Annotated in this window: 23 protein-coding genes and 4 pseudogenes; 14 read left to right on the top strand and 13 right to left on the bottom strand. The window is 66.6% G+C overall.

The features are described from left to right. The first annotated feature begins 2 nt into the window (after positions 1 to 2). Together SLUN_RS00395 and SLUN_RS00390 are read left to right on the top strand one after the other, a co-directional pair. A complete protein-coding gene (locus SLUN_RS00395; protein ID WP_108146647.1) occupies positions 3 to 644 on the top strand; it encodes a cysteine peptidase family C39 domain-containing protein in 642 nt (213 codons plus the stop codon). Further along, the gene (locus SLUN_RS00390) at positions 641 to 2026 is read left to right on the top strand and encodes a UDP-N-acetylmuramoyl-tripeptide--D-alanyl-D-alanine ligase (RefSeq protein ID WP_108146646.1); all 1386 of its coding nucleotides are present in this window, start codon (positions 641 to 643) and stop codon (positions 2024 to 2026) included. Before SLUN_RS00395 ends, SLUN_RS00390 begins: the two co-directional genes overlap by 4 nt. Positions 2027 to 2127: 101 nt before the next feature. Here SLUN_RS00390 and SLUN_RS00385 read toward each other — a convergent pair whose 3' ends face one another. Both SLUN_RS00385 and SLUN_RS00380 read right to left on the bottom strand, forming a co-directional pair. Beyond that, positions 2128 to 2715 carry a GNAT family N-acetyltransferase gene (locus SLUN_RS00385; RefSeq protein WP_108146645.1) on the bottom strand — a complete coding sequence of 196 codons (588 nt, stop codon included), beginning with the start codon at positions 2713 to 2715 and terminating at the stop codon, positions 2128 to 2130. A gap of 13 nt (positions 2716 to 2728) precedes the next feature. Next, positions 2729 to 3985, bottom strand: a complete 1257-nt coding sequence (locus SLUN_RS00380; protein ID WP_254710225.1) for an NsdA family TPR-like regulatory protein — start codon at positions 3983 to 3985, stop codon at positions 2729 to 2731. A gap of 146 nt (positions 3986 to 4131) precedes the next feature. On the opposite strand from SLUN_RS00380, the gene SLUN_RS00375 reads away from it, so the two are divergent. The 5 genes from SLUN_RS00375 to SLUN_RS00355 all read left to right on the top strand — a co-directional run bounded on the left by SLUN_RS00375 (position 4132) and on the right by SLUN_RS00355 (position 6333). After that, positions 4132 to 4689: an ATP-binding protein gene (locus tag SLUN_RS00375; RefSeq protein WP_159100085.1), complete on the top strand. Its 558-nt coding sequence runs from the start codon at positions 4132 to 4134 to the stop codon at positions 4687 to 4689. Continuing rightward, a complete protein-coding gene (locus SLUN_RS00370) occupies positions 4686 to 5081 on the top strand; it encodes a DUF6415 family natural product biosynthesis protein (protein WP_108146643.1) in 396 nt (131 codons plus the stop codon). The genes SLUN_RS00375 and SLUN_RS00370 overlap by 4 nt, the downstream gene beginning before the upstream one ends. Then, complete coding sequence (locus tag SLUN_RS00365; protein WP_108146642.1) at positions 5078 to 5578, top strand: DUF6302 family protein; 501 nt, start codon at positions 5078 to 5080, stop codon at positions 5576 to 5578. The genes SLUN_RS00370 and SLUN_RS00365 overlap by 4 nt, the downstream gene beginning before the upstream one ends. A 138-nt stretch (positions 5579 to 5716) precedes the next feature. Further along, positions 5717 to 5956 (top strand): hypothetical protein, encoded by a 240-nt coding sequence (locus SLUN_RS00360; RefSeq protein ID WP_108146641.1) that lies wholly within the window; start codon positions 5717 to 5719, stop codon positions 5954 to 5956. Then, entirely contained in the window at positions 5956 to 6333 is a 378-nt protein-coding gene (locus tag SLUN_RS00355) for a fic family toxin-antitoxin system, toxin component (RefSeq protein WP_108146640.1), read from the top strand. Before SLUN_RS00360 ends, SLUN_RS00355 begins: the two co-directional genes overlap by 1 nt. A gap of 947 nt (positions 6334 to 7280) precedes the next feature. Here SLUN_RS00355 and SLUN_RS00345 read toward each other — a convergent pair. Next, positions 7281 to 8426, bottom strand: a pseudogene (locus tag SLUN_RS00345) (IS701 family transposase); the annotation flags it as partial. A gap of 217 nt (positions 8427 to 8643) precedes the next feature. Here SLUN_RS00345 and SLUN_RS00340 point away from each other — a divergent pair. Together SLUN_RS00340 and SLUN_RS00335 are read left to right on the top strand one after the other, a co-directional pair. Next, positions 8644 to 8850, top strand: a complete 207-nt coding sequence (locus tag SLUN_RS00340) for a DUF5958 family protein (protein WP_108146639.1) — start codon at positions 8644 to 8646, stop codon at positions 8848 to 8850. 85 nt (positions 8851 to 8935) lie between these two features. Continuing rightward, positions 8936 to 10312: an IS1380 family transposase gene (locus tag SLUN_RS00335; protein ID WP_108146638.1), complete on the top strand. Its 1377-nt coding sequence runs from the start codon at positions 8936 to 8938 to the stop codon at positions 10310 to 10312. A 180-nt stretch (positions 10313 to 10492) separates the two neighbouring features. On the opposite strand, the gene SLUN_RS00330 is transcribed toward SLUN_RS00335, so the two are convergent. The 6 genes from SLUN_RS00330 to SLUN_RS00305 form a co-directional block, all read right to left on the bottom strand. Then, entirely contained in the window at positions 10493 to 11044 is a 552-nt protein-coding gene (locus SLUN_RS00330) for an SUKH-4 family immunity protein (protein ID WP_108146637.1), read from the bottom strand. A 35-nt stretch (positions 11045 to 11079) separates the two neighbouring features. Then, positions 11080 to 12639 (bottom strand): WXG100-like domain-containing protein, encoded by a 1560-nt coding sequence (locus tag SLUN_RS00325; RefSeq protein WP_159100084.1) that lies wholly within the window; start codon positions 12637 to 12639, stop codon positions 11080 to 11082. A 312-nt stretch (positions 12640 to 12951) separates the two neighbouring features. Further along, positions 12952 to 13146: a hypothetical protein gene (locus tag SLUN_RS00320; RefSeq protein ID WP_108146635.1), complete on the bottom strand. Its 195-nt coding sequence runs from the start codon at positions 13144 to 13146 to the stop codon at positions 12952 to 12954. Between the two features lie 100 nt (positions 13147 to 13246). Continuing rightward, on the bottom strand, positions 13247 to 14935 hold the full coding sequence (locus tag SLUN_RS00315) for a hypothetical protein (RefSeq protein WP_108146634.1): 1689 nt from the start codon (positions 14933 to 14935) through the stop codon (positions 13247 to 13249). Next, positions 14932 to 15810 carry a nucleic acid/nucleotide deaminase domain-containing protein gene (locus tag SLUN_RS00310; protein ID WP_108146633.1) on the bottom strand — a complete coding sequence of 293 codons (879 nt, stop codon included), beginning with the start codon at positions 15808 to 15810 and terminating at the stop codon, positions 14932 to 14934. Before SLUN_RS00310 ends, SLUN_RS00315 begins: the two co-directional genes overlap by 4 nt. Before the next feature lie 389 nt (positions 15811 to 16199). Then, positions 16200 to 16610, bottom strand: a complete 411-nt coding sequence (locus SLUN_RS00305) for a hypothetical protein (RefSeq protein WP_159100083.1) — start codon at positions 16608 to 16610, stop codon at positions 16200 to 16202. A 341-nt stretch (positions 16611 to 16951) separates the two neighbouring features. Here SLUN_RS00305 and SLUN_RS00300 point away from each other — a divergent pair. Continuing rightward, a pseudogene (locus tag SLUN_RS00300) lies at positions 16952 to 17932 on the top strand (IS701 family transposase); the annotation flags it as partial. 274 nt (positions 17933 to 18206) lie between these two features. Here the strand turns inward: SLUN_RS00300 and SLUN_RS00290 are convergent. Then, positions 18207 to 18641: a DUF6196 family protein gene (locus tag SLUN_RS00290; protein ID WP_108146631.1), complete on the bottom strand. Its 435-nt coding sequence runs from the start codon at positions 18639 to 18641 to the stop codon at positions 18207 to 18209. Positions 18642 to 18757: 116 nt separating this feature from the next. On the opposite strand from SLUN_RS00290, the pseudogene SLUN_RS40595 reads away from it, so the two are divergent. Beyond that, positions 18758 to 19393, top strand: a pseudogene (locus SLUN_RS40595) (transposase); the annotation flags it as partial. A gap of 97 nt (positions 19394 to 19490) precedes the next feature. After that, positions 19491 to 19805 (top strand): annotated as a pseudogene (locus SLUN_RS00275) (P-loop nucleotide/nucleoside kinase family protein); the annotation flags it as partial. A 57-nt stretch (positions 19806 to 19862) separates the two neighbouring features. On the opposite strand, the gene SLUN_RS00270 reads toward SLUN_RS00275, so the two are convergent. Together SLUN_RS00270 and SLUN_RS39110 are read right to left on the bottom strand one after the other, a co-directional pair. Next, positions 19863 to 20081, bottom strand: a complete 219-nt coding sequence (locus tag SLUN_RS00270) for a hypothetical protein (RefSeq protein WP_217506092.1) — start codon at positions 20079 to 20081, stop codon at positions 19863 to 19865. 678 nt (positions 20082 to 20759) lie between these two features. Then, positions 20760 to 21146 (bottom strand): hypothetical protein, encoded by a 387-nt coding sequence (locus tag SLUN_RS39110; protein ID WP_159100082.1) that lies wholly within the window; start codon positions 21144 to 21146, stop codon positions 20760 to 20762. A gap of 944 nt (positions 21147 to 22090) precedes the next feature. On the opposite strand from SLUN_RS39110, the gene SLUN_RS40590 reads away from it, so the two are divergent. Further along, entirely contained in the window at positions 22091 to 23875 is a 1785-nt protein-coding gene (locus SLUN_RS40590) for a DUF2637 domain-containing protein (RefSeq protein ID WP_371413800.1), read from the top strand. A gap of 851 nt (positions 23876 to 24726) precedes the next feature. Here SLUN_RS40590 and SLUN_RS00260 read toward each other — a convergent pair. After that, a protein-coding gene (locus tag SLUN_RS00260) for an IS3 family transposase (protein ID WP_254710415.1) occupies positions 24727 to 25979 on the bottom strand; the annotation gives its coding sequence in 2 pieces (ribosomal slippage) (positions 24727 to 25697 and positions 25697 to 25979; 1254 coding nt in all). On the opposite strand from SLUN_RS00260, the gene SLUN_RS39105 reads away from it, so the two are divergent. Then, a complete protein-coding gene (locus tag SLUN_RS39105) occupies positions 25978 to 26400 on the top strand; it encodes a hypothetical protein (RefSeq protein WP_159100081.1) in 423 nt (140 codons plus the stop codon). The genes SLUN_RS00260 and SLUN_RS39105 overlap by 2 nt on opposite strands. The last annotated feature ends 39 nt before the right edge of the window (positions 26401 to 26439 follow it).

The raw sequence follows: 26439 nt of genomic DNA, 5'->3' as shown, positions 1-26439 counted from the left end.
TCATGACTGGCTCTACGACCACGCACCGAGTGCCGTACTACTCCCAGTGGGAATCCGCCGACCTGGTGCCCGAGTTCATCACGGGCGCCCGGTCGGCGGCCGACGATCCGCTGTGGCAGAAATCCGGAGCCGACAGCCGCGAGGAGTACGCCTTCTGGGCCCCACGCATGTGCGGAATGGCGTGCCTGCGCATGGCCCTGGACCACTGGGGCCACCCCGTCCCGCCCTCCCTCCCGCTACTGCACGAAGCCCTGGAAGCCGGCGCCTACGTCCGCACGGGGGAGACGACCGTGAAGGGCCTGATCTACGCCCCGTTCGCCGACTGGGCGACACGTCGTTGGGGGCTGCACGCCGAAGTCCGCCCGGAGCTCGTCGCCGCAGACATCGACACCGAGATCGCCCGCGGACACCTCGTGCTCCTGTCGGTCCACAAGACGATCCGCACCCTCGCCCCCTCGCCGCCTCAGCGTGGCGGGCACCTGGTGCTCGCTGTCGGCGCCGGCCCGGCCGGGCTGACGCTGCACAATCCCTCCGGCCTTCCCGGACGCTCCCAGCAGTTTCACCACGTCCCCTGGAGCGACCTCCACCGGTTCTTCGCCGGCCGCGGTGTCGTCCTGGGCAGCCACGCACAAGGAGTCCAGTGATCCCCCTGACCCTCGCCGAGATCGCCGACGCGACCGGCGGCACTCTGGACCACATCACCGACCCGCACACCCGAGTCACCGGCCCGCTGTCGTTCGACTCACGCCATGTCGCCCCCGGAGGGCTGTTCGCCTGCCTCGCTGGCAGCACCGTGGACGGGCACGCGTTCGCCGCGCAGGCGGTACGCGACGGCGCCGTCGCTGCGCTCACCACGCGCCCGGTCGATGCACCGGCCATCATCGTGCCGGATGTTCTCGACGCCATGGGCCGCATCGCCACCGCGGTCGCCGCCGCCTACACCGGCACCGTCATCGCCCTGACCGGCTCGGCAGGCAAGACCAGTACCAAGGACATCCTCGAGACCGTCCTCAGCCAGCACGGGCCCACCGCCGCCAATGAGCGGTCCTTCAACAACGAGATCGGATTCCCCGTCACCGTCAGCCGCGTGATGCCCGACAGCCGCTACCTGGTGCTGGAAATGGGAGCCCGGGGCAAGGGCCACATCGCCTCCCTGTGCCAAATGGCCCGCCCTCGCATCGCCACCGTTCTCGGCATCGGATCAGCGCACGTCGGCGAGTTCGGCAGCCAACTCGCCATCGCCGACGCCAAGGCCGAAATCGTCCGAGCACTCCCCGATCACGGCGTGGCCATCCTCAACGGCGACGACCCGCTCGTAGCAGCAATGGTCCACGACACCAGCGCGCAGGTGCTGCTGTTCGGCACCGGCAGCCACTGCGACGTACGAGCCGAGGAAATCAGCGTCAACTCCCACGGCCAGCCGAACTTCACACTCCACCATGGACACCACCACAGCTTGGTGCAGCTCCGTGTCCACGGCCGGCACAACGTCACCAACGCGCTCGCCGCCGCCGCAACCGCCATCGCCGCAGGCGTCCCCTTCGACCGCATCGTCACCGGTCTCACAGAAGCAGAACTGTCCTCCGGGGCCCGCATGGAGATCCTGCAGCGCGCCGACGGAGTCACCATCATCAACGACGCATTCAACGCCTCGCCGGAGTCCGTCATCGCCGCACTCGACGCCCTCGCCGACATGGCCGGCACCAACCGCCGCAGCGTCGCCGTCCTCGGAGAGATGGCCGAACTCGGCGACGACGCACCCGCATGGCACGACAAAGTCGCGGACAAGGTCCTCGCCGTCGGCGTCGACCGGCTGATCGGAATCGGCGGCGCGCACACCCTCCGAATGATCGGCACCGTTCGGGAGGGCAGCGGGCACGCCACAGAAGCCGACTCGACCATTCCCCTCGCTCAGCACGTCAACACGCTCCTCCAGCCCCATGACGTCGTTCTGGTCAAGGGCGCCAACGCCCTCGGCCTTGAAGCAACCGCACGCGAACTGGCCGGCATGTGCACAACTAGGTAGTGGCGGCGCCGGTGGCTGTGCGCACGACGTCTGTGCCACCTGGATTGGGACCGCGAGCGTGCAGACCGATCTCCCAAGTGGCTCCGCGCATGGCGACGGCGCTATCCAGACAACCTGGTGACTGGGGCGGCCCCGTAGCAGGCTTGCCGCAGAGGCAGCAGCATGGCGTGAAAGAGCGGCGCGTCTGGGATCCGAGGGCGGAGGTCGCCGAGGGTCTGCCATCCCCATGTCTCGTATAGCCGGTGGACCTTGGGGTGTTCCTGGTCGACCAGCAGCGTCGCCCGCTCCTCACGCCTCCCGTGGAGGAGTCCGTCGTGCAGCAGGCGGCTGATGCCCGTCTTGCGCCATGGGAGACGGACCATCAGCTCGCTGAGGGCGTAGGTCCTGTTGCCCGTCTCCATGACCACCTCGGAGGGCACGTCGATGAGCAGTCCGCCCCACCACGGTGTGCCTGCGGGGAGTGGGGCACCGTAGGCGTAGCCGACGGGCTGGTCGCCGTCGTAGCCGACCACGCACGTCCAGCCGGGTTTCCCGCTCCAGCCGTCGAGGCCGCGGGCGAAACGTTCGGTGGAGGCGAACGGGTCGGACTGCTCAGCCTCGTAGACCTCGGCGTACACCTCGAGCAGCAGCGGGCGCAGTTCGGCGGCTTGGCGGTGGTCGTAGTGCCGTATGGCGATCCCGGGGGTCACGGGCGGGGGCCTCCTATGTGGTGAGGGTGCGTTGGACGGCGGCGAGCCGTCCGGCGATGCGGCGGCTGTCGAGGGAGCTGGCGTCCAGGGCCTGGACGGTGGCCGCGGCTTGGGCGCGGTCGCGCTGTGTGAGCTGCAGTTCGGCCAGCTGTACGGAGTAGTAGGCGTGCGAGCGGCGCATGGACGGCGGGAGCAGCCGCAGTGCCTGGGTGGTGGCGGCCTCCGCCCGGTCGTACTGGCCCAGCGCTTCGTAGGTGATGGCTGCCAGCCCGGACAGTTCGGCAGGGGAGAGGAAGCCGAGCCACGTCGGGGCCGGCCCGGCGGCGTCGACCCGGTCGTATGCCTTCTCGGCGGCGAGGAGCGAGCGTGCGGCCCCGGAGCGGTCGGCGGTCCGGGCCTGGCCGATGGCGAGCCGGGCGTGCAGCAGGGCGGCGATGCGCGGGTCCTGGCGGGCGCGACGGCTCTCCAGCGCAGCTTTCGTGATCTGGACTGCTTCGCGGTGCCGTCCCTCCATTCGGGCCTGTAGCGCGAGGTTGGACCAGGCGCGGGCGGTGGCGGAGGGGTCGGCGGCGAGCAGGGCGCTTTGCAGGGAGGCGGTGTGCAGCAACGCGGCCCGGGCGGGTTCTCCGCCGTCGTGGGCGGCCCAACCGGCTGAGGCGTAGAGGCTGCTGATCGCGCCGTGCAGAGCCTTTTCGACACGGCCGCCATAGGTGCAACTGTCCTGGGCGTCTCGCAGACGGCCGACGTATGCGGTCGCCGTTTCGGCGAGCGGCCCGCCGCCGATCTCGAAGAAGTGGGCATCCAGACGGCCGATGCGCTCGTGGACGCGGTCGATGTCACTCATGGACAGGCGGCCGCGGACGGGTGTCTGGTCGATGCCCAGGGCGAGGACCACCGTGGCGGCGGACGCGGCGATGAACCGGCGGCGCTGCACGGGCTCCACCTCCTTCGGTGCCGGTGACCGTAACTGCGGCGGGGTGGGGAGGTTGGCGCTGTGCTTACCGCGCGGCACGAACCCCAGCCCCTGGGCCGGACGGTCGAAGATGCGTTCCAGTGGGAGAAGGTACTTCGTCCACGGCCAGCGGACTTCCCCGCTGATCCAGCGCCTGACATGCCGGTCCGTGCAGTCCCCGGCCTTGCCGAAGATCTCGCCCGTGACCTTGTTGACTTCCTTGGCAAGGCTCGTGTGGCTGAAGTCGAACTCGGTGAGAAGGGCCTCTAAGCGGGTGTTGCGCTGTCTTTCCATCGGTCCCCCGGGGCTGCTGAGCATTGGGCGTGACGGTAGTCCTGCCATGCGCCCGCCGTTGGCAAAACTGTCCGGTCCCTGCCCGATAAGTGCCCAGTTTCTGGCCTGAGCCCACCCGATCGTGGCGCGGTTGTATGGGAGTACGCGAGAGACAACCGTGGGGAGACGCCGTGCCGAACCTGTCCGGCGACAGGACCTGGTGCTCGCTGGTGACGGTCAATGCCAGCCAGTGGGCAATGGCGACACGTTCTACAGCTGGTGCTGCGCACCAGCTTGGCGACTGGAGCAGGGACACCACGCCAGCCGACGCGATCCTCAACGGGATCGAAGTCGCAGTCGCATGCTCCCCTCAATCCGGAGCCGGCCTGAGTGCCGAAGATCTCCGGCGGCCGGGTCAGCTCCGGCGGATCGGCCTCGCATGCCTGCGGCACTGGCGGCTGGACTGTCTCGCCGACAACGCCGCACTCCTGATCACCGAGCTGGCTACTAATGCGCTCCTCCACGGCAGCGGCACGGAGTTCGCGCTGCGAATGATCCACACTGCCAGCGAGGTGCGCATCGAGGTCTACGACGGATCGCCGGGCCGGCCGTGCGAGCGTGCGGCGGGGCCCGACGACGAGAGCGGCCGCGGCATGGCCATCGTCGCCGCCATCGCAGACTCCTGGGGCACCAGCGGGACAACCACCTGGTGCGCCCTCACCGTACCCACAGCAGGGAAAGCCCAGTGAAAGCGCAGCACGTGCGGCACTGGGAGCAAGACGACGACGTCGTCGAGCGGGTCCTGTCCGGACTCCGGCTCTCCCTCATCCTGGACCGCCTCTACCTCGACACCTTCTACCGCGACCTCACCGCAGTCCTCCACGAGAATGCTGCTCCGACGATGGACGAGATCGAGAAGCTGGCCGACAGGCTTCGCGGGGCGCTCATGCCGCTCGTGGCCATCGTCCTGGAGCATCATGACCAGCCCGGCGAAGCATCCTCAAGGACGATCACGCGCGCACGTGCCCTGCAGGAACAGGCGCCGCCCGGAAACCTCCTGCCGGCCCGCGCACATCTGCACCAGCTGGCGATGGCCACTCAGGACCTCCTGAAACTTCTGAGGCAGGAGGACACCCGATGACCCCTCCCACGGCACCTGGCCAGCCGCCGACCATCACGGTGCTCCCCCCTCACACGGCCGTCGACTACGCCAGCACCGCCTCCCGGCTGGAGGACCCCCACCTCCTGTCGAACAGCCTCGCCATCTGCTTCCTCCGCACGGCCCTCATCGCCGTACCTGTCGGGGGACGCCGCCGCGGCGGCTGCCTTGACGCCGGCCGCAGCGAGATTGCCCTGGCGATCCGTGATCTGCTCCTCGGTCGACCCGGATTCCCCCAACCGCGGGTACGGCTGACCTCATCGCAGAACCGACCTCACTGGGTTGTCGAATGGGGTGAGCGCGCACCCGATGTACGCGCGAGCAGCACCGACCGGTACCACTTCTACGGATACTCCGACATCGCCATAGCGGCGCACACCCCCAAGACGCTGTCTCCCCCCGGGGCAGCACGGGCCTGCCCGGCGTCCCCCGGCGCCGGGCAGGCCACATCCCCGGGCCGTCGCACTGGAGCCGAATGAGAGCCCCTGACGGCGAGGCCGCGACCAGCCGGTTTGCCCTGGTCGTGCCGACGTCATCTGTGGCGGGCCGGCATGCTGACCCTCGACGCGCTTCAGGAAAGGCATCGCCAGCTTGGTAACAACTGTTACCATGCAGGGATGGCGAAGACGCAGCTCGGTGCACGTGTGGATCAGGACGTCGCGGACCTCGCGAAACAGCGCGCCGCAGACCTGGGCCTGAGTGTCGGGGACTATCTGGCCCGCCTCGTGCAGGACGATGCCAGCGGCCTGCGCGCACGCGGGGTGGATGCGGCTGCCCGGTTCCTTGCCGAGCACCAGGTGGTCTTCGACGAGGCCGAGGACGCGCAGCAGACCTCTGCGGGAGGGCGCGCCGCCTGATGGACCTGCACATCGACGTTCCCTGGATCCTGCAGGTCGCAGAGGTGGCCGGGGCAGGCGATCCAGCACCGGACGATTACGGAGTCCCTGTCGCCGCCTGCGCGCGCCACCGGGCCGAGCTCTTCGAGCAGCCGGTCTACAACGGTCCCTACGCCAAGGCGGCTGCACTGGTGCACACTCTGGGGCGGTGCCGCTGGCTCGAGCGCTCCAACATGGCCGTCGCGGCCGCCACCGGCGTCATGTACCTGGAGGCCGCTGGCATCGCCGTCAAACCCACCCGCGACGACGCCATCGCGTTGCGGGACCTGCTCCTCGGACCCACCTGCACGGCCGCGAAGATCGCTGCACTGCTGCGCTCCTGGCCCACCGCCAGCTGACGCCGCCGATCACGCACCGCGCCCGTGCACGTACACCTGCACGCCGACAGTCACGGCTCCATGTCAGGGCTCGCCGACGCGCTCCTGCTCTACCCGCAGTGGTACACACCGGCCGCAGGTCGGCCGACCGCACATCTCCAGAGGGGTACCGCCTTGGTCCCATCGGTTTCTCCCTCGCCAACGTTCCTCGTAGCAGAACTGGTCGGGCTTCGACTGCGGGATTACCTCCAGTGCCCGGCGCAGGGCCGCCCGCCCTGGAGTCCCTTGAGAGCCTGCCGGATCGGTAAACAGGTGCCACGCCCGCTCCACCTCTTCTAGGCCTTGCAAGTGCCCCGGAAGCTCATTCGTCGGCACCACTGTTCCCCGCTGGCGGTCCGCTGCGTCCGCCGCCTCTCGCCACTCCCGGGCACCAGGTTCCCTATGCCAAGGCAGCATCGCTCTGCACTCCGTTCGCCACGGCCACTCAGGCAGCCACCGATTCCATCCACCCTCTTGCGACCGCCCCCGACGCGGACACGCGGGTACGCCCCGCTACTCTTCTTCACCTGAGAAGTGCTTCTTTCCATCGCACGATCTGGACTCTCGACAAGTCCTATCGTTGCAGGTCAGGAGCAATTCTCTCGTTTTCGATCACACCTCGGACAACCCGCCTCGTGAAAGCCCGAGGCTAGTACTCCAGTTGTGCTTCTCCATTTGTCCTGGTCAGCGTGCCTGTTTCGAGTCTAGTGGACTGACGCTGCATCAGGGCGGTGGTGGCTCGTGACCCACCCGATCGGGGTGCGTGCGGCGTTGGTAGTGGCAGTGGCGGGCGACGGCTTGATGGCGTCGGCGCCAGTGCGACCAGTGGAGCCGGTGTCCGGGCCGCGGTAGCCGGGCTGCTGGGGAATGGGCAAGATCCAGGAGCCGTCGCACTTCTGCCACGGTGAGGGGAACGAGACTGCTCGGACCGTTTCTTCGGCCCCCTTTTCGAGGGCGTGGGCGGCCATCGCGGCCAGGAAGGCGTGCGCCAGCATGGCCAGCGTGATGTGGCGGTACCAGCCCACGTAGCGGCGGACTTCGTACTGGTCCAGGCCGCACTCGTTCTTCGCGGCCTGGAAGCACTCCTCGATGGCCCATCTGGAGCCGGCCACGCGGACCAGTTCGGAGACGTTCGCCTCCGTGGGAGCGAAGGCGAGGTAGTAGGCAATCTCCTCGGGGCGGGCCAGGCTACGGCGGGCCAGCACCCAGCGATCGTGCGTGGGTGCCTCGCCGTTCGCGTCGGCGGCGGCAGGGAGCCTGGCTGCGGCCCAGTCGTAGACCCGAGGCCCCTTCGCGCCGTCCCCGCACGAGATCCGCTCCCAGGCGTCGTCCGGGGCACCGGTCAGAACATGGTCGATGCGCCAACTCCCCGCAGTCGACTTGACCTGCTGCGACTTGGGAACCGCCAGGACATAGCCCACGCCGGCTTCCTCCAGCATCCGCCGAAAGCCCCGTTCTTGCCCGTAGGCCGCATCAGCGGTCACCCAGGCGATCGGCAGCGCGGAGCCGAGGGCCCTCAACACCATCGCACGCGCCAGTTCGGGCTTCGTCGCAAAGGACCTGTCCTCAGGAATTCTCGCCGTGCGGCACCGATCCGGGTCATCGGTCCAGGACTTGGGCAGATACAGCTCCCGGTCCACCAGGGCCCGGCCCTTCGCCGAGGTATAGGCGGCGAACACGCCGATCTGGCAGTTCTCGGTGCGGCCGGCCGTCCCCGAGTATTGGCGCTGCACCCCGGCTGAGACGGTGCCTTTCTTCAGGAAGCCGGTGTCGTCCACGATCAGCACACCGTCCGGTCGGCCGAGCCGCTCGGCCACGTAATCCTGCAGGTCGTCACGGATCTTGTCTGGATCCCACTGGCACCACGACAGCAGCCGCTGCAGGCCGTACGGGGTGGCATGGCCTGCGTGCTCGGCGAGCTGCCAGCTGTTCTTCCGGCCGACCGGGCCGAGCAGCCCGCGCACGTAGTCCTGCATCCGACGTCGTGGCTCGATGCGCCCGAACCGCTGACCCACCCGCAGCAGCAACGACTCCAACTCGGTGGCCCACAGCCCTGCTTCGATATCCGGCTCCATAGCAGGCTCAACGCACCCCGATCGGGTGGGTCACGAGCCACCACCGCCCTGATGCAGCGTCAGTCCACTAGACTCGAAACAGGCACGCTGACCAGGACAAATGGAGAAGCACAACTGGAGTACTAGTACTCCAGTCACACTTTGCGATCTGGTTGGATGACCTGAGGGCCTTTCGGCTCGGGCGGGTCGTGGAGGTGGGCGGATACACGAGCGTGCGGTGATCTTGAATGAGCTCGCTCAGGGCCTGCGCCCGATCTCGCAGGGGATCGACTGGTTCGAGGCCCTGACTGACGAAGCCCAGTCTGAAGCTCTGCGGGATCTCTGCCAGTTCTGCGTCCAGGCCCGTGCCACCAGCGATGACGGCCCCGAGAGCATCCGCCGTTCTAGCCTCGGGCTTTCACGAGGTGAGCTGTCCGATGCGTGATCGAAAACGCAAGAAGTGCTCCTGACCTGCAACGATAAGACTTGCTGAGGGTCTTGTCCGTTGCCGTCGAAGGAGCACTTCCCGGGTGAAGAAGCGTATCGGGTCCTATCCGCGTGTCCGCGTCGAGGGTGGCGGTCGCGGGGTGGTCTCGCAGTCCGGAGCCGTGCTGCTGGTCGAGACCGCCCGCAAGACCGGTCTCGACCAGGCGATATCGACGGCCCTGACGCCGTGGCGCAAGCCACGGGCCGTGCATGATCCGGGGAAGATCCTGCTGGATGTGGCCCTGGCGGTCGCGCTTGGCGGGGACTGCCTGGCGGATGTGGGCATGCTGCGGGCCGAGCCGGCCGTGTTCGGTGCGGTGGCCTCGGATCCCACCGTCTCCCGCCTGGTCGGCGTCCTCGCTTCTGCCGGACCGAAGGCCCTGGCAGCGATCCGCACCGCACGTGCGCAAGTCCGCGAACGGGTCTGGAAGTTGGCCCAGGCGGCGGCTCCAGATGCCGGCGGGCAGGTGATCGTGGACATCGACGGAGTGCTCGTGCTGGCGCACTCCGAGAAGCAGGACGCCACCGCGACCTGGAAGAAGACGTTCGGGCACCACCCTTTGATGGGCTTCGTCGACCACGGAAGCGGCGGCAGCGGGGAACCGGTCGCCGGACTGCTGCGGCCCGGGAACGCGGGCAGCAACACCGCCGCCGATCACATGGAAACCGCCGAACTCGCCCTGGCTCAGCTGCCGAAGAAGTACCGGCGCGGACGCCAGACACTGATCCGTACCGATTCCGGCGGTGGCACCCACGAGTTCGTGGCCTGGCTCGCCAAGCGCGGCCGGTGGTTGTCCTACTCGGTCGGGATGACCATCACCGACGCCATCCACCAGGCCGTTCTACGGGTTCCCGCCACTGCCTGGACGGTGGCCGTCGAACCAGGCGGGGAGATCCGTGACGGCGCCTGGGTCGCCGAGCTCGACGGTGACGTGCTCAAGGGCTGGCCGAAGGGCATGCGGCTGATCGTCCGCAAGGAACGTCCGCACCCCGGTGCCCAGTTGCGGTTCACCGACGCCGACGGACTACGGCTCACCGCGTTTGCCACCAACACCACCGACGCTCCCATCGCCCACCTGGAGCTGCGGCACCGCCGACGTGCTCGCGCCGAGGACCGTATCCGAAACGCCCGCGCCACCGTCCTGCGCAACCTGCCCCTGCACGACACCGCACAGAACCGGATCTGGCTGGAGATCGTCCAGCTCGCCCTCGACCTGCTGGCCTGGATGCCGATGCTCGCCCTCACCAGCAAAGCCCGCAGGTGGGAGCCCCGCCGACTGCGGCTGCGGCTGTTCGCCGCTGCCGCCCAGCTCGTCACCACCGGCCGGCGGCGGCATCTGAGATTCGCGGCCCACTGGCCCTGGACCGACGTCATCACCGACGCGATCCAGCGGCTCGACGCCCTCCCGAACCCCGGCTGACCAGGCACAACCAATCGTCCCGACGAACCTGAACCACCCCACCGGAACCGTGGAACCCGGCGCACCCCCGACGCGACAGCCGGGCCATCACCCTGCCCGCAACCCGCCCAACAACCCGAAACGGCCCGCCAGTTGAACTGACGAGCCGTCATGAAAGATCGAGGCTAGAGGAAACAGAATTCACCAGGTCCCTTCGATGATCTCTTCATAGATGATGTTCCACTCGGAGATAGGGTCCGCAAAAGGGTTGTCGTCGAAGCGCTCAATCTTTGACCGCATCTCTTCCGCGAAGGCATCCTTGTCCTCGACCGATTCCCTTGCCAGCTGGAAATTCTGCAGTGCGCAGAGAGCGTGCACCAGGGATTCGACGTTGCGGTGCATCAGTAGGTGCCTATTCGTCCCTTCCGGGAATGCGTAGACTTGCCCGTTCGCCGGGTCGAGCGCCAGGATAGAGTCGAGAAAGTAGCCGAGGACGAGCCATTTCTCGGCTGCTGGCGGATACGGGCGCTGCTGCCGCGTGAGTGTCTCCCCGAGGAGCACTGAGTCCTGACCGGGGTCGGTGGCGTCGATGCGCGAGAGGAAGACGTCATCGTGGGGTAGGCCGACTTCGTGGAGGAAATGGATGGACGGTGACTTGTCGGAAGCATCGCCGGGTTCTTCCCGCGGGAAGAAGACGATGCCCTGCACGCCGAACAGGTTAATAATGTCGTCTGCGCTGACGCTGTATTTCATTCCAGAAGCTCCCTGATCCTCTTCTCATTTCATGCTTAGCGGCCGTGAGATTTCTTCAATCCTTCAATATACTTTGCTTGTTGGGCGTTTCCTTCGTCCTTTTTGCCCCCTAGCTGATCATAGTCGACCGCGTTTCGGACTTTCAGATCAGGGTTTTCTGCGGCGAAGTATTTGGCGAGCCAGGCGTCGCATCTACTGTTTCGCAACTGGCAGGGTGCTCGTTCGGTGAAAACTTCGTCAAGTCCAGCCGCCTTCCCATTATTCAGCAATGGATACCCGATTACGCGCTCGGAGTGCATGCCCCGATCGCTGGCTCCGATCAGGGTAATCTCTTTGCCTGTTGTTGGGTCGATGTATCGCCCGGCAGCATAGTTAACGTCGGGATTATAGTCATTGCGTGCATAGCGGGCTAGTTGGGTCGCCTTACCCAATTCATTTTCATATGGGTCTATTTTGTCAGACTTCACCGTGTTTTTGGTGTCGTCCAAAGAGACCCTGTACCTCCCGCTCTCACCCCGTGACGTGGGGCGCCATGCTTTTCCGTCCGCCTCAAGGAGGTCGTGGATACCGGAGTTGTCGTTCTTACCGACTGGCTTGAGTTTACCGTCCGGGGTGAGTTCTTGGACTGTGCCGTCCTTGCTCAGGAGGTACATCCGGGTGTCTCCGTCTGCGTCCGGATGGCACTTGTCTATCTCTTTTTTCGTGTGCTTGTCGTTCTCGTCGTTGGTGCGCTTGGTCTTGTCCAGGCCGTCGACGTTCTTCTCGATCTCCTTGTGCATCTTGACGGCTGTGGACTCGACCTTGTCCTCTGCTTTGTCGATGGCGGTTCCGAACTTGGCGAAGCGGTCATCCTTCTTGGTTACCAGGCTCCGCTTGTCGCGCTTGTCGCCGAACTTCTTCTTTTTATCCTTGAACCTTCCGTGTTCCTCGCCGAGTTGGTCGATGGCGTCGGCGAATTCAGCGAACTCGATCCACAGTTCCTGGCCCATGGCGTCGGAGCCCTCGGGGAGGAGAGCGCCGTTCCTGTCGCGTCCTCCGGAGATGGCTTCGACGTCGAAGAGTCCTTCGAGTTTCGACATGATCTCGCCCTCGACCTTCTCGACGGCCAGATCGATGAGCTGTTCGACGAGGAGGTCGATTGCTTCCCTGATTGCCAGCTTCAGAGCGAGGGCAGCAGCGGCCCCGAGCAGGGCGGTGAGGCCTCCGGTGAAGATGGCGCCGATGATGCCGCCGGCGATGCTTGCTGCGGCAGCGCTGAGGTCGGCGATGACTGCCACCTTGCATGTGGTGACATACCGCGCACCGGTGTCCATTGCGTCGGCCAGCAGGTCCATTGCGTCGGCCAGGTACTTCATGTCCTGGCCGGAAACCTTGCCCCAGCGTTGCTTGAAGGCATCGACGGCCAGGCCCTTGCTTCTGCCCGCCACCACGTTGCTGCATGCCCTGTTGGCGTCGCGGATGGTGTCGCGCAGTTCTTCGGCGAACTCGCGGTACTCGCCTGCGGTGGCCTTGAGTTCGTCCTCGTCGATGTCTGGCCAGTCGACGCCGACCATCTCCATGACGTCCCGCAGGTCCTCTGGCACCTGTATGCCCACCAGCCACACCCCCCGTAGTACCAAGCCCAGATCACAGCAGTGATCCACTTTACGCGAGCGCCTCAACAGACCTGCGCCCGGCGGCCGTTGGATGAGGTGAAGATAGAGCGGTGAGCGATGCAACGGCATTGCCGATACCGCTCGTCCGTCAGTCGTGTCGCAGTCAGGTCGTGACAGCGCCCGGCACGCAGCCAGCCGGCTGCTCAAACAAGCGCCGCCCGGGACACGCATCCCGGGCGGCATCTGTACCTCAACGACAGAAAGGCCCACTCTGCAGTCACTGCAAGTCGTCCTTCATGACTGTTCCTTGCCCTACGGGAAGCTCCTACGCCGGGATGCCGAGTCATCCGAGCGGAGGCGTGGCAAGCTGAAATGGTCGATGATTATCCGGATGGTTTCCTCGCCACCGAGGTTGAAGTCGTCGTCCTCATAGCGGGAACCGTCGTTGCCGATGATCCCGGCCGCTTCCAGAGCCGGAGCCAAGATGTCCTGCCCCTCGGCCGACATACGCTCCTCCTCACTGCCACATCCCATGCCGAAGCAGTGACGAAGCGGCCATCCCTGCCGTGAGTGAACGCGGGCCGCCATGCGCTGGGCAAGCGTCAAGTCAGCGCGGGCGTAGGCAGATCAGCGCTTCGTCGGTGCCGATCAGCAACTCTTCACCTTGAGTTACACCGACGGCGTTGACGGGTGGGCCAGGACAGAAGAACCGCACATCGCCAGTATCAAGGCGGCGGTACTCAACGATGCCGTCCGCCCAGCCAATGGCCAGCACGAGCCCCGCCGTGACATGAGCAGCGTCCAACGCGACTACCGGGCACGAGCGTTGAGCCACAGGTGTAGGAAGTGGCTCACCGGCGGGAGCCCAGCAGCGGACAGTGCCGTCCGAGCCACCACTGTAGAAGAGCGTCAAAGGCGTGCCCTCATCGCCGGCCGGCAGGTCGACCGCCGCCATGGCCGTGACACATCCCCGATGGAGTCGAGCGCTGTGCCCGGTCGCCTCTGCTGCGTCGTTGACGACGTGCACGCTGCCCTGCGCATCGCCGACGGCAGCATCCCGCTCCGTGGCTGCCAGGGCTGTTCCCCGCGCTTTCGCTAGCTGGGCGGTGACAGCCTGGACGAGTCGCTCCGTTGGTGTGGGACCGTCATCGAGTAGGGCAGCGAGGCCCGAGCCGGTTTTGTGATCTGCCGAGGGCACTTGCTGGACGTGCAGCTGGCTGTGGCTGTCGAGGGCCAGCACCGTTCCGTCTGTCAGCGAGGCGAGAGCGGTTGTCTGAAGGGCAGGTTGGGCAAGGCGGCCGCTGGGAGCTGCATCAGCCACCTGCATGATGCGTACAGCTCCGACATGGTCGGCCACCAGCAGCTGGCCTTCCAGGAGACCACGGCCAGGGCACAAGGCCACGGCCGGACCCGGCCAGGGCGGACGGACATCCCCGCGAACGCGGCTCCAGAGCACGTCCCATGGCGCTGCGGCAGCGAGTTCGGCCAAAGCCGGCCGGAGTCTGGGATCGGCGCCATCGCCCAAGGCCGTCAACAGGACGAGCGCACGCTCCGCGGACTCCTGGTCATGGCACAGTGACTGGCCAGCACGCAGCCAGGCCGTGCGCAGTCCTCCGTGCTCATCCGGATCGGCCTCATAGGCTCCAGTGACCAGCAACGGGTCCGCAGAGCAGATCGCAGCCGGGTCATCCAGGGCCGCCGCCGGCCCGGCGCCACTCATCATGTTTGCAACAGAGGCGTGTCGGGCCTCGGGTTGCGTCTCACGCCAGGCTTGATAGCGAGCCGGATCCGTCCACTTCGGGTCGTCGAGATCCATCACCGCCGGCCCTGCTCCGGTCAGCGACCGGTAGCAAGAACCGTCGCTGCGCGTTTCGACGATCAGCCGGACGTGCTCCAGCTCCCACAGCGTCAGCACCAGCTCTGCGAGAGCGTCAGGATCGATGCTGGCGTGCAAGTCGGCCAGCACGATGACGGTGCGGCGCCGGTCGTTCGCCAGCGCCTGGACCAGTTCACCCGGAGCCCGCGCGACCACACCGAGCTGGTCGGCGAGCGCCCACACGGCGCCCTGCACGCTTTCCCGGCCTATCGGCACAAACGCATGCACGGTCCGCTCCACCGGCGTGTCCGACCGGCTGGCGTGCCGCACCAGCCACGCGAGCAGAGACGACTTTCCACACTCCGCACTGCCCGAAATCAAGCACAGCCGTGGCGCAGCCGGATCGACCAACCATTCGAGCAGTGCCGTAGCGGCAGGCTCCCTGCCGGCCGCGGGCCGCTGCCACACAACCCTGCTCACGAGCGTCCAGCCTGCTGTGCCGTGTAGGTGATCAGCTCCTTGAGTCCCGCCTCGCGGGACGCGGCGCTGGCTCCGTAGTCGAAGCTATGCGTGAACTCTGCGGCAGGAAAAGTGCGTTGCATCCATACCGCGCAGTAGTGCCCGGGCATCAGGCACGGTGCCAGTTCGCAGTACACCCGCTTCACCTGGTGCGGCGAGATACCGGCCGCCGATAGCTTCTGCCAGATCAGCTCCTCCGGATGCGGTCGCCCCGGCCCGGTCGCCTCGGTGACGATCTGCTTGCGGCCTGTGTCATCTACGTATTCGAAGGCCGCAGAGAACGGGAAGTTGAGTGTGTGGCGCACATCGTCCAGCACCCGCGGCCACCAGCTCTCCCGTTCCCCGAACGCCGCAGCGTCAATGTCGTGCAGCTCCGCGTTCAGGTCCCGGTAGGCTGCTGCCGCCTCCGACAGACCCGACGATGCCGCGATCACCGGAAGCGCCCGGTCCAACGCCGTCAGCGCGGCATTGAGCGCGGTGACGCTGGTGTTGACGAACATGTCGTCTTCTTCGGTCCCCAAGATCACCGCCTGCACCGCGCCGTCCGGCCGGACGCACAAGTGCCCCAGCCCGTCGTCGCCGATGCGCAGCCAGTTCTCCAGCTCCGCCGGCGGACGCGGCAGCCCTTGATGCCCTGCGAACACCGAGAGCTTGACCGCCTCGCCCTTGCCCGAAGCAGTGAAGTACGGAGCAACCAGCAGCGGCACACCCACCGCTTCAAGCACCGCGCGTGAGTTGTCTGTCAGGCGCACCTCATGGATGGCGCCGAATTGGAACCGGCGCAGTCCATGCTGGCCGAAGTGATCAGCAGCCTGATCTGGCGAAGGAAATGACATGGGGCTACCTCACACGACAGACATGGCGACGCCACAATCCTAGTTCGGAAATTGTCCGCGGTGTGGGCTCCCCTGGACGAGGTACCGGTCGACTCGGAGATGAGGAGACCACCCTGTTGGTTTCTGGGTCACCCGCACCGACCGGGACCGGCTCGATGACCTCAACACGGCGCGGCCCCTGGCCGCCGCTTCACCAGCTGCGCCAGATCCAGGTCCCGCATTGCCACGTTCTCCGCGGCCCGGCTTAACCCGAGCGAGGCGGCGTCGGCTGAAGCGACCGAACGCCCGCTTGCTCGGGAAGAACTGCCTCCAGGTCCTGGTCATCCGGCGGGAGAGCGCAACACCCCTGCGTGCGCCGGCCGGGGCTCGGGAAGTGTGGTCCGGGAGTCTCAGTACCCGCCGGAGTCGCGGAGTTCTTGCGTTACCTGGGCCCGCAGAGCGGGGCAGTGGGACTCCACCCCTAGGACGACCAGCTCTTGCGCGTCCGGCTTCGCCGTCCCCCAGTCCATGTCGATTGGATACAGGTTCGCTCCCTGCAGGCTGAGCAGGTAGTCGACGCTGTGGCCTGCCTGCAGCTTGGCACACCACTGAGCTGGGTAGGGCGCCAACTCCTCATCCGTCGGCCCCTTGTCCTTCCAGCTCTCGAATGCTCGGGTTCGGACCGCCGTGAGGAACTGCTGATCGGGATTGGCCGTCACTGTTGGCTTGGCAGCGGGCTTGGTATCCTCCCCTCCGTCGCTGCCGCATCCGGCCAGGCCGACCAGCAGAAGCAGGATGGCGGCTAGCGTTTTGGTGCGCATGGTCCCCCCCCACGGACGTGCCGTTGAAGCCTGCATCATCCCGTTCGGACGGGCTCCGTGCACGATGTGCGACGAAACCGTGCCCGAAGGGGTGATCAGCCACAGTTCGTGGGCGGGTCTCCCGCATGTCGTGATTCAGCACCCCTGCCCGCCATGCCCCACATTCCGCTACTGTCGCCTCCTTACCGCACCTTGGGGCAACTTGCCCAGGACATGTACGTCGTCGCATCCGATGGAGAGGAGAGGGGACGAGAGGCGCCGGGCGGGGCGCGCGGGTCGGGGACCGGGGCACGGCGCCCCCTCGCCACCGATCAGGTGGACGTCGTGGCTCGATGCGCCACAAGATCCGTGACGACCTGCAGGATTACGTGGCCGAGCGGCTCGGCCGACCGGACGGTGTGCTGATCGTGGACGACACCGGCTTCCTGAAGAAAGGCACCGTCTCAGCCGGGGTGCAGCGCCAATACTCGGGGACGGCCGGCCGCACCGAGAACTGCCAGATCGGCGTGTTCGCCGCCTATACCTCGGCGAAGGGCCGGGCCCTGGTGGACCGGGAGCTGTATCTGCCCAAGTCCTGGACCGATGACCCGGATCGGTGCCGCACGGCGAGAATTCCTGAGGACAGGTCCTTTGCGACGAAGCCCGAACTGGCGCGTGCGATGGTGTTGAGGGCCCTCGGCTCCGCGCTGCCGATCGCCTGGGTGACCGCTGATGCGGCCTACGGGCAAGAACGGGGCTTTCGGCGGATGCTGGAGGAAGCCGGCGTGGGCTATGTCCTGGCGGTTCCCAAGTCGCAGCAGGTCAAGTCGACTGCGGGGAGTTGGCGCATCGACCATGTTCTGACCGGTGCCCCGGACGACGCCTGGGAGCGGATCTCGTGCGGGGACGGCGCGAAGGGGCCTCGGGTCTACGACTGGGCCGCAGCCAGGCTCCCTGCCGCCGCCGACGCGAACGGCGAGGCACCCACGCACGATCGCTGGGTGCTGGCCCGCCGTAGCCTGGCCCGCCCCGAGGAGATTGCCTACTACCTCGCCTTCGCTCCCACGGAGGCGAACGTCTCCGAACTGGTCCGCGTGGCCGGCTCCAGATGGGCCATCGAGGAGTGCTTCCAGGCCGCGAAGAACGAGTGCGGCCTGGACCAGTACGAAGTCCGCCGCTACGTGGGCTGGTACCGCCACATCACGCTGGCCATGCTGGCGCACGCCTTCCTGGCCGCGATGGCCGCCCACGCCCTCGAAAAGGGGGCCGAAGAAACGGTCCGAGCAGTCTCGTTCCCCTCACCGTGGCAGAAGTGCGACGGCTCCTGGATCTTGCCCATTCCCCAGCAGCCCGGCTACCGCGGCCCGGACACCGGCTCCACTGGTCGCACTGGCGCCGACGCCATCAAGCCGTCGCCCGCCACTGCCACTACCAACGCCGCACGCACCCCGATCGGGTGGGTCACGAGCCACCACCGCCCTGATGCAGCGTCAGTCCACTAGACTCGAAACAGGCACGCTGACCAGGACAAATGGAGAAGCACAACTGGAGTACTAGTACTCCAGCTGTAGATCGTGATCTTCACCGTTTGTGGATGGATCGCCGCCTGCATGCAGATCAGCTGTCTCGTAGCGTCCTGACGACCGCGATGGCCTGATCCAGCAAGTCGATGGGACAGCCCCAGTAGTCATAGATGCCGCCGCGGGCGCGGTTGCTGCCACAGACAACAAATACGCCGGTCCCCAGCTCAACCTTGAGGTGGGTGGCCAGCCAGCCGACGAAACCGCTGTTGTCCACATGATCGGCGAAGTGGAAGGAGAAGATTCCGAAGCGTTCGACGTCGTCGCCCTCCTGGGTGAGCGGGACCAGGCGGCTCCAGCTCTCCCGGTCCCGAACCACTGCCAGCGTCTCGGCGGTGAGCGTCGGCGGCTGGTCGGCCGGAGACTCTTCAAAACACCAGACGCCGTCGTGCACGACGAGGTCAGCCTGAGCGATCTCACGGCGTAGCCGCTGCTCTGTCTGTTCTGCAGTCTCCATACTCACACTGACCATCAGCGAGACTCCTTGATTCGTAACGACCTCCCCCGCGATTGATCGTGAGCGGGCCGTGACAGGAAAGTGGCTGCGCGGGTTCTTGAGGTGTGAAGATCAAGCAGGCCCGCGCGGCCATGTCTCATCCTGCCTTCTGTGGTGTCTCGCTCCAACATCTCGGCGATTTGATCGAAGAACTCGCGCCACGTTGGCAGGCACAGTGCGAGTCCGGGCGCCACGAGAGACGTCGGACTGCCCGTAGGAGGTCGGCCGGAGCCGGGCCGAAGTACGAACTCGTCTTCGTCGACCGGGTATTGGCTACCTTGGTCCATCTGCGCACCGGCCTGACACACCAGGCGCTGGCAGTGCTCTACGACGTGAGCTCCTCCACGATCGGCCGGGCGATCACCGAGATCCGCCCGCTGCTGGCAACGCGGGGGTTCGCCGTCCCCGACCGGCCCGGAGTGCGGTTGCACACCTTGGACGACGTGTTCGCCTACGCCGAGGCCGAGGGCGTAGACCTGTGCATCGACGGCACCGAGACCCAGGTCGGCCGCTCCAAAGCGCACGGCCCTGGACGCCGCGCCTTCGTCTCGGGCAAGCGCCGACAGAACACCATCAAAGCGACCACGATCAGCGACCACCAAGGTCGCACCCTGTGGTCCGGCGCCCTCCGGCCGGGCCGGATGCATGATCAGACCGCGATGCGTACCGAAGGCATCGCCGAACTGTTGCACCGGCATCCGACGGTGAAGACCGAGGTCGACGAAGGCTACCGGGGCCTGGCCAACGAGTTCCCGAGCCAGGTCAGCGCCCCGCCCAGGAAACCCAAAGACCTCGACAACGCGCCCCGAACGCCCGGTCGTCGACGCCGTGCGGCAACAGGTGGCCGACGAGCTGGCCGCCGGCCGCGATGTCGTGCTCGACCACGGGCTGTGGCTGCGCGAGGACCGCGACGCGTGGAAGAAGACCGTCGAGGCCGCCGGCGGCCGGTGGGCGCTGGTGTACTTCCCCGTCGAGAAGACGGAGCTGCTACGGCGCCTGAACGAACGCAACCAGCGCGCCGACGCCAACGCGCTCACCGTCACCCCCGGGGCGCTGGACGACTTCTTCGCCCGCTTCGAGCCCCCGGCCCCGACGAGGACGCCGTCAGCGCCAACGAGCTGGACGGGGCGCTGGCAGTGAGGTGATCAGCTCACCCACTCGTAGCCGTCCTCCTAGTCCCACCCGGCCCCCTGGTCCTCACCGCTCAGCAGGGGAGTTGGTGAGCTCCGGGAACAGCCGTTGATCAGCTTGGCCGGTCGGCCCGCCCATCGCCGGCCTGCCCGGGGTGATCCCGGATGCCTCCGCCAGCGCCCGGTACTTCCTGATCGTCTTGAGGTCCACCCCCAGCGACTCCGTCGGCTCGCTCTTCGAGCGGCCCGCGTACCAGTGGACGTAGACCTCGGTGATGTCGACCACGACGAACGTTCTCCTTGCCGTCCGGGCTGCCCATCGGCCTTCCGAACCGCAGGCCGAGAGTCACCCACGCGCCTCCGCGATGATCAGGTCCCTCGCTCCCGTACTCCGCAGTGCCCAAGGCCAATGAGGAGAATTCGTGATCAGGGATTGCCTGACGCTCAAACCACCCAGGATGGGAAAATGTGATCGCCGACAGCTGGCGAACGCGACGGTACAGGTGAGGCCCCTCCCGGCCGGTGCGGTTTGCGTCAGCTGGCAGAGCACGCGCGGTGCTCAGATTGGGTTCATCGCCACGCTCTGGACTGTGCACACCCGAAAGGCGATCGACTGAGATTTGTGCACCTGTGGAGTACCCGGAGATCGGTGATGTGCATACGGTAGTTCATGCTGTCGGCGAGATGCCTTGCGGCCAGGGGTTGATGGCCATGAGCTTCTACTCGCTTCGTTCATGGGGCTGTTGGACCACTTCACACCATCGGCAAGCGGATGCGTTGCCGATAATGCGACTGGAGATTGGGCAAACCGTTTGAGCGGAAGGCCATAGGGCTGACTAGAAGTATCTGGATCCCAACGGTGCTTGAGGGCAGGGGTACTTCTATAAATCGAAGCGCGGTTGTCATGTAGTGGGACGAATCTTCGGTCTGGGGAGCTGCGCCCGACGCTGACGTCTGACCAACATCAACACTCCGGGAGAGGAATGCGTTGAAGGGCTATGGCGTGGGTGTGCGGCGTGGCGTGATGGCTGAGGATCACTTCACCCAGATCGCCAATGCGCTCTTTCGTGACAGTCGAATCAGCTTCAAAGCCAAAGGTCTCTTCGGTTTGATATCGACGCATCGCGATGGCTGGCGCGTTTCGGTGGGAGACCTTGCACATTCGGGCCGGGAGGGGCGAGACGCTGTCAGCGCCGGCCTGCGAGAGCTGGAGCGCTTTGGCTATCTGGCCCGGGAGAGGATGCGAAGGGCCGATGGGACGCTCGGTGAGGTCGTCTATTCCATCACAGATGTGCCGAACGCCGAGACCGACGGCTTCGGTGGCGACTCCGCGATTGTGCAGCTGCACCACAGCAGGTCGCAACCTGAATCGGAGAATCCAGCATTGGGTAAGCCAGGCTTGGCTGATCGATCCATAAAGAATACCAGCCTGAAGAAGACCATCACAGAGAACGGCCAACTTGTCATTCCGTCCGTCCGTGACGAGCGGGCGCGTGACACGTCGAGGGGCCTGGGCGATCGAGTTCCTGCGCCGTCTAGGAATCCTGCGTTGGAGAGCAGTTGCCGAACCAACGCAACGACGCCCGGAACTGAACTACTCCTGTCGATAGGGGCCGTTCACCCCGAGCTTCGGCTGACCGGCCAGGCACTGCACGACCAGGGTTTGGTCATCGACGGGCTCCTGGACGCCGGCTGGACGGCCTCTCAGGTTCAGCATGTTGTCGCTTCCCGTCCGTTGCCCAAGCCCGTCCGCAGAACTGTCGGGGCAGTCATAGCGGCCCGCCTGCGGGCTGCGAGCGAAACTGCGCCGCCCACCGATTCCGCTTCCTCTTTCATGGATGCGAGGGTGCGGGGGACTTCCGCGAGCCGGCCCGTGCCAGACGCTGTCGCCTACCGGGCGTTGGTTGAGTGCACGGGCTGCGGCAGTCCCGGGAGGGCTGCAGGATTGGAGTTGTGTCCGGCCTGCCTGGGCTGGCCTGCGTGCTCGAGTTGCACTGGACCGACGCCGCGGCGGGCCAGTCCAGCGGGAGACGGGAGATGCACCGTCTGTGCTGCGGAAGCGTCCCAGGCATCGTGAAAGGCCCGGCGGCCTGTCGGATGTGTGGCCATTTTCCTTTCGTCCTGCGTCTCGTGTGCCACCGATGAGGCAGCGTTGTCGGTGAGGGGTTCGCAATGGGTGCCCATGTGGCTGAGGGGAGGCCGATTACTCGTGGGCAGGAAGCCAGTCGGTGTTGCTGGTGCTGATGCAGCGCCGCTTGTGACGGTAGTTCAGCAAAGGCTCGAGGACGGCGAATCGTGGTGTCCGACGGAGAATTGAGGCCTGGGGAGCTGACACGTGCGCACCGAATACTCATCGGGCTCGTGGTCGCAGGCGCGGTGATCATTGCCGCGATCGGTTTCGCAGGCTCGTACGCCGCTGTGCGTGAGCTCGCCGAGCGCAAGGGGTTCGGCGACTTCTCCCTCGTCTTCCCGATCGGCATCGACGCGGGCATCTGTGTCCTGCTCGCCCTGGACCTGCTGCTGACCTGGCTGCGCATCCCCTTCCCGCTGCTGCGCCAGACCGCCTGGCTGCTCACCGTGGCCACCATCGCCTTCAACGGCGCAGCCTCGTGGCCCGACCCGCTCGGTGTCGGCATGCATGCGGTGATCCCGGTCCTGTTCGTGGTCTCCGTCGAAGCGGCCCGGCACGCCGTGGGTCGGATCGCCGACATCACGGCCGACAAGCACATGGAAGGTGTCCGCCTCACCCGCTGGCTGCTGTCCCCCATCCCCACCTTCATGCTGTGGCGCCGGATGAAGCTGTGGGAGCTGCGCAGTTACGAGCAGGTCATCAAGCTCGAACAGGACCGGCTGATCTACCAGGCCCGCCTCCAGGCCCGCTTCGGCCGCGGGTGGAAGCGCAAGGCTCCGGTGGAGTCGCTGATGCCGCTGCGCCTGGCGAAGTACGGCGTACCGCTGGCGGAGACGGCTCCCGCGGGGCTTTCCGCGGCGGGTATAGAGCCGATGCTGCTTCCATCGGCGCCGACCATGAGTGCCGAACTCCTCAATGCAGATGTGGTGGTGTCGTCTCCTCCCGAGGAGGATCCGGAGAGGCCACACCCTCTTGAGTACGCCCAGGGACCGGCGAGCAGTCCCTGGTTTGCTGCGACGCAACCGCGCCAGCTGGGCGAGCCTGAGGCGGTGGGTCAGCCTCAGCAGGGGGAGCAGGAGTTCCTCGATGGCCTGGAAGCCCAGTTCCAGCGGGAGGACTTCCGTCGAGCCGGAGACGTGGCCGACTTCCCGGCGGCGCGCGCGGGGGAGCCGGTCCAAGCGCCGGAGGTCGAGCAGTACTTCCTTGTCTTCGAGCGATTCGTCAGCGAGTACGGGACCTATCCCGATGAGCAGCAGCTCGCCTACTACATGCTCCAGCTGCACGGACAACGCACCTCAGCCGGCGCCCTGATCGGAGGCCAGGACCTCGGCAGGCACCTCTCCGCGTTCCGTGCACGGCACGAGGCGGAACTGCGCAGCCTGCCAGGGCACCCAGGCGCGATGCCCGATCCGGGTGGCGACGCGGTAGAGGAGCCTGCGATAGGCGCTGAACCTCCCGCGGCCAACGGTGAGAACGAAGCAAGGGGGGAGGGACTCGAGCTCGTCAGCCTCCAAGCGCCCCCGCTGTCCGCCGCGATTCCGCCCCAGGGTTCCGGCCCTGCACCTGACATGGCGGGTGAGCTCACCGTGGTCGACCGCTACTACCAGGCGTGGACCGTGTACCGCCGGGAACACGGACGCGAGCCCAGAGACAGCGAGCTCTCCCAGTTCCTCGCCGAGCAAGGGATCGTTGGCCGCAGCGGAGCGCCGGTCAAGCCCAGCACCCTGCGCCGCTACCTTCCCCAATTCCGGATCTACGCCCTGTGGTCTGTGCAACGCGAAGAACACGCCAGACCGCGAACGGACAGCCTGGTCAAGGAACTCGCCGAGCTTGGCGTCACAGCCCAGTACGGGCAGCCGATCACGGCCCCCTTCGTGGAGAAGTTCCTGCCCGACTTCGAACGCCGCTGGAAAACCTTCTCCGCAGCCTGGTTCAGCGCACCTGCCTGATCCGGCCATCCCAACGCCGCGGCCCCTGGAGCTCCCTCCCAGCTGTGGGATGCGGACCCTAGATTGCGTGAATGCCCGGGCTGGGGCCTGTTCCCCGGCACCGCCCCAGCCCGGGCGTTGCGCACCAGTGCACGTGACAGCGGAATCTCAAAGGCGTTCCTGTCCAGTGAAATGGGGACGCCTCGACGGCCGCCCCGTGCCAAGGGATGCGGCTGCGCAGTGCACGCCGCCTGGCCGGTCGGCCGGTGGCGGGGGAGTGGCACCCCTGGACGAAGGCCTTCCGAGCCATCGCGCACATGACTGCACAGACTTGCCGAGCGGAACGCAACCTGCATGACGACAGCGGCTGCCCGACAACTTTTACGCGGTAAAACTCGACAGCGGCACGGCTGCCCAGAGGGCTCGCGGATGTGCACCACGCGATGATCGCGCTCGGTGTGAAGGTGACCTGGGCCCGCCCTGCGCATGATCGTTGGCTTTGCCGCCGGTCCGCTCTCGGAGTGCGCATCGCAGGTCAGAGCGCTGCGCATCCCCGAGTGACCGATATGTGGATGACCGCTTGGCGCGCAGGACGGAACGCCTTGCCCGCACCGCGCCCCCCGCCCCCGCCCAAATGCCTGCGGCCGCCGAACGGCCATCAGCCCCGGCCAACAGCATGACCGAACCGAACCGTTGCAGGGACCTGGGCCCGTACGCTCGAAGATCCGCGGCCGCGAGGAAAGGGGGCTGAGCATGACGATGAGCGCATTGCGCATCGACCCGGATGGCACCGTCGAGCCAGTGGAGTTGCCCGATACCTACGGTGCGCAGCGCCAGGTGCTGCGTGAACCGCCCCGGGTTCGGTGGAGATCTCAGTTGGTGGCTGTGAGCTGGGGTTTCGTGGTTGCTCGGTAGTAGTTGGCTTCGTATTCGACGGGCGGGATGTGCCCTATCTCACCGTGGAGTCGGCGGTGGTTGTACCAGTCGACCCACTCGGCGGTGGCGAGCTCGACGTGTGAGAGCGTCTTCCACGGCCGCTGGGGCTTGATGACTTCTGTCTTGAACAGGCCGATCGTCGACTCCATGAGCGCGTTGTCGTACGCGTCGCCGACCGAGCCGATGGAGGCCGCGATCTGGGCCGCGTCCAGGTGTTCGGCCAGCCGGAATGACGTGTATTGAGAACCCGCGTCGGAGTGATGAATCAGCTGGCCAGGCGCCGGTGGGCGGCCCTCGCGATCGCGCTGCCACAGACCCATGTCCAGGGCGTCCAGGACGAGTTGGGTCTCTTTCGACAGCGAGGCGGACCAGCCGACGATGCGACGGGAGAAGGTGTCCACGACGAAGGCGACATAGACGACGCCGGCCCAGGCGGCCACGTGGGTGAAGTCGGCGACCCAGGTCCGGTTCGGGGCCGGGGCGACGAAGTCGCGGTCGACGCGGTCCGGGGCCCTGGCGGCGGTCGGGTCCGGGAGGGTGGTGATGACCTTCTTGCCGCGGACCGCGCCGGCGATGCCGATCTCACGCATGAGGCGCTCGATCGTGCAGCGGGCCACAGCATGGCCCTGCCGGTTCAGCTCGCGCCAGACCTTTCTCGCGCCATAGACGCGGTAGTTGGACGTGTAGACCTCCTGGATCAGCTCCTTGAGTTCCTCGTCCCGCACGGCTCGCGGCGAGGGAGTCGCTTGTCGTTTCTTGCAGGCGTAGTAGGTGGAGGGGGCGATCTTGCAGCCGTGCTGGGTCAACGTGCGGCAGATCGGCTCGACGCCGCCGAAGCGGTCCCGGTGCTCGTCGATGAACGTTACGAGCGAGGCAGTGGCCGGTCGAGCTCGGCCGCGAAGAAACTCGCCGCGGCCTTCAAGATCTCATTCGCGCGCTTGAGTTCGGCGATCTCCTTCTTCATCGCCTTGATCTGCGCGGACTCCTCGCTCGTCGCCCCCGGCAGGGTCCCGGAGTCGATCTGGTCCTGGCGGACCCACTTGCGCAGTGTCTCGCGTGAGCCGATGCCCAGCTTGGCCATCACCGCGTTGATCGCGGCTGACTCTGTCGGATAGTCACCGCGGACCTCGGCGACCATGCGCACCGCGCGCTTGCGCAGCTCAGGGGGATAGGAGGAGGGACGTGCCATGACTCTGATCCTTACACGGAATCGAGTCTCCATTCGAACCGGGGCGGTTCAGCGCGACCTGCTGGGCGGCACGGTGGATGCAGGCGTGTATCACCGGCGCGCGTTGCTGCACGTCCATGGCGGTGGCCCAGGGGAGCCCGGCCGGGAGTTCAATGTGGCGGTGTGGGCGCTTGCTTGCGCATGGCGCGGCTTGGACATTCCCTACGGCTTGTACGGCACCGCGGTGGTGACTGGTCCCGGTGACGGTCGTGTGGCTGGACTGGAGGCCGGTCTGGTTGTGCAGGTGCGGGCGGTGTGCGCGGCGGTGCGCGATGTTCTGGCCGAGTGGCAGACGCGCCCGCCGGCGGGGGAGTCCGCCGCGCGGTCGGAACTGCTGGCTGCTGCCCGGCATCAGGTGAAGGCAACTGCCCCGGCACGATAGTGAGACCTGCCCCCTTTGCGAGGGTTGGCGTCGTAGGCT

It is taken from the genome of Streptomyces lunaelactis (assembly GCF_003054555.1).
In the GTDB taxonomy this organism is placed as follows: domain Bacteria; phylum Actinomycetota; class Actinomycetes; order Streptomycetales; family Streptomycetaceae; genus Streptomyces; species Streptomyces lunaelactis.
Note: the sequence above shows the minus strand (reverse complement) of the source record. Positions and strands in the feature narration are given on the sequence as shown.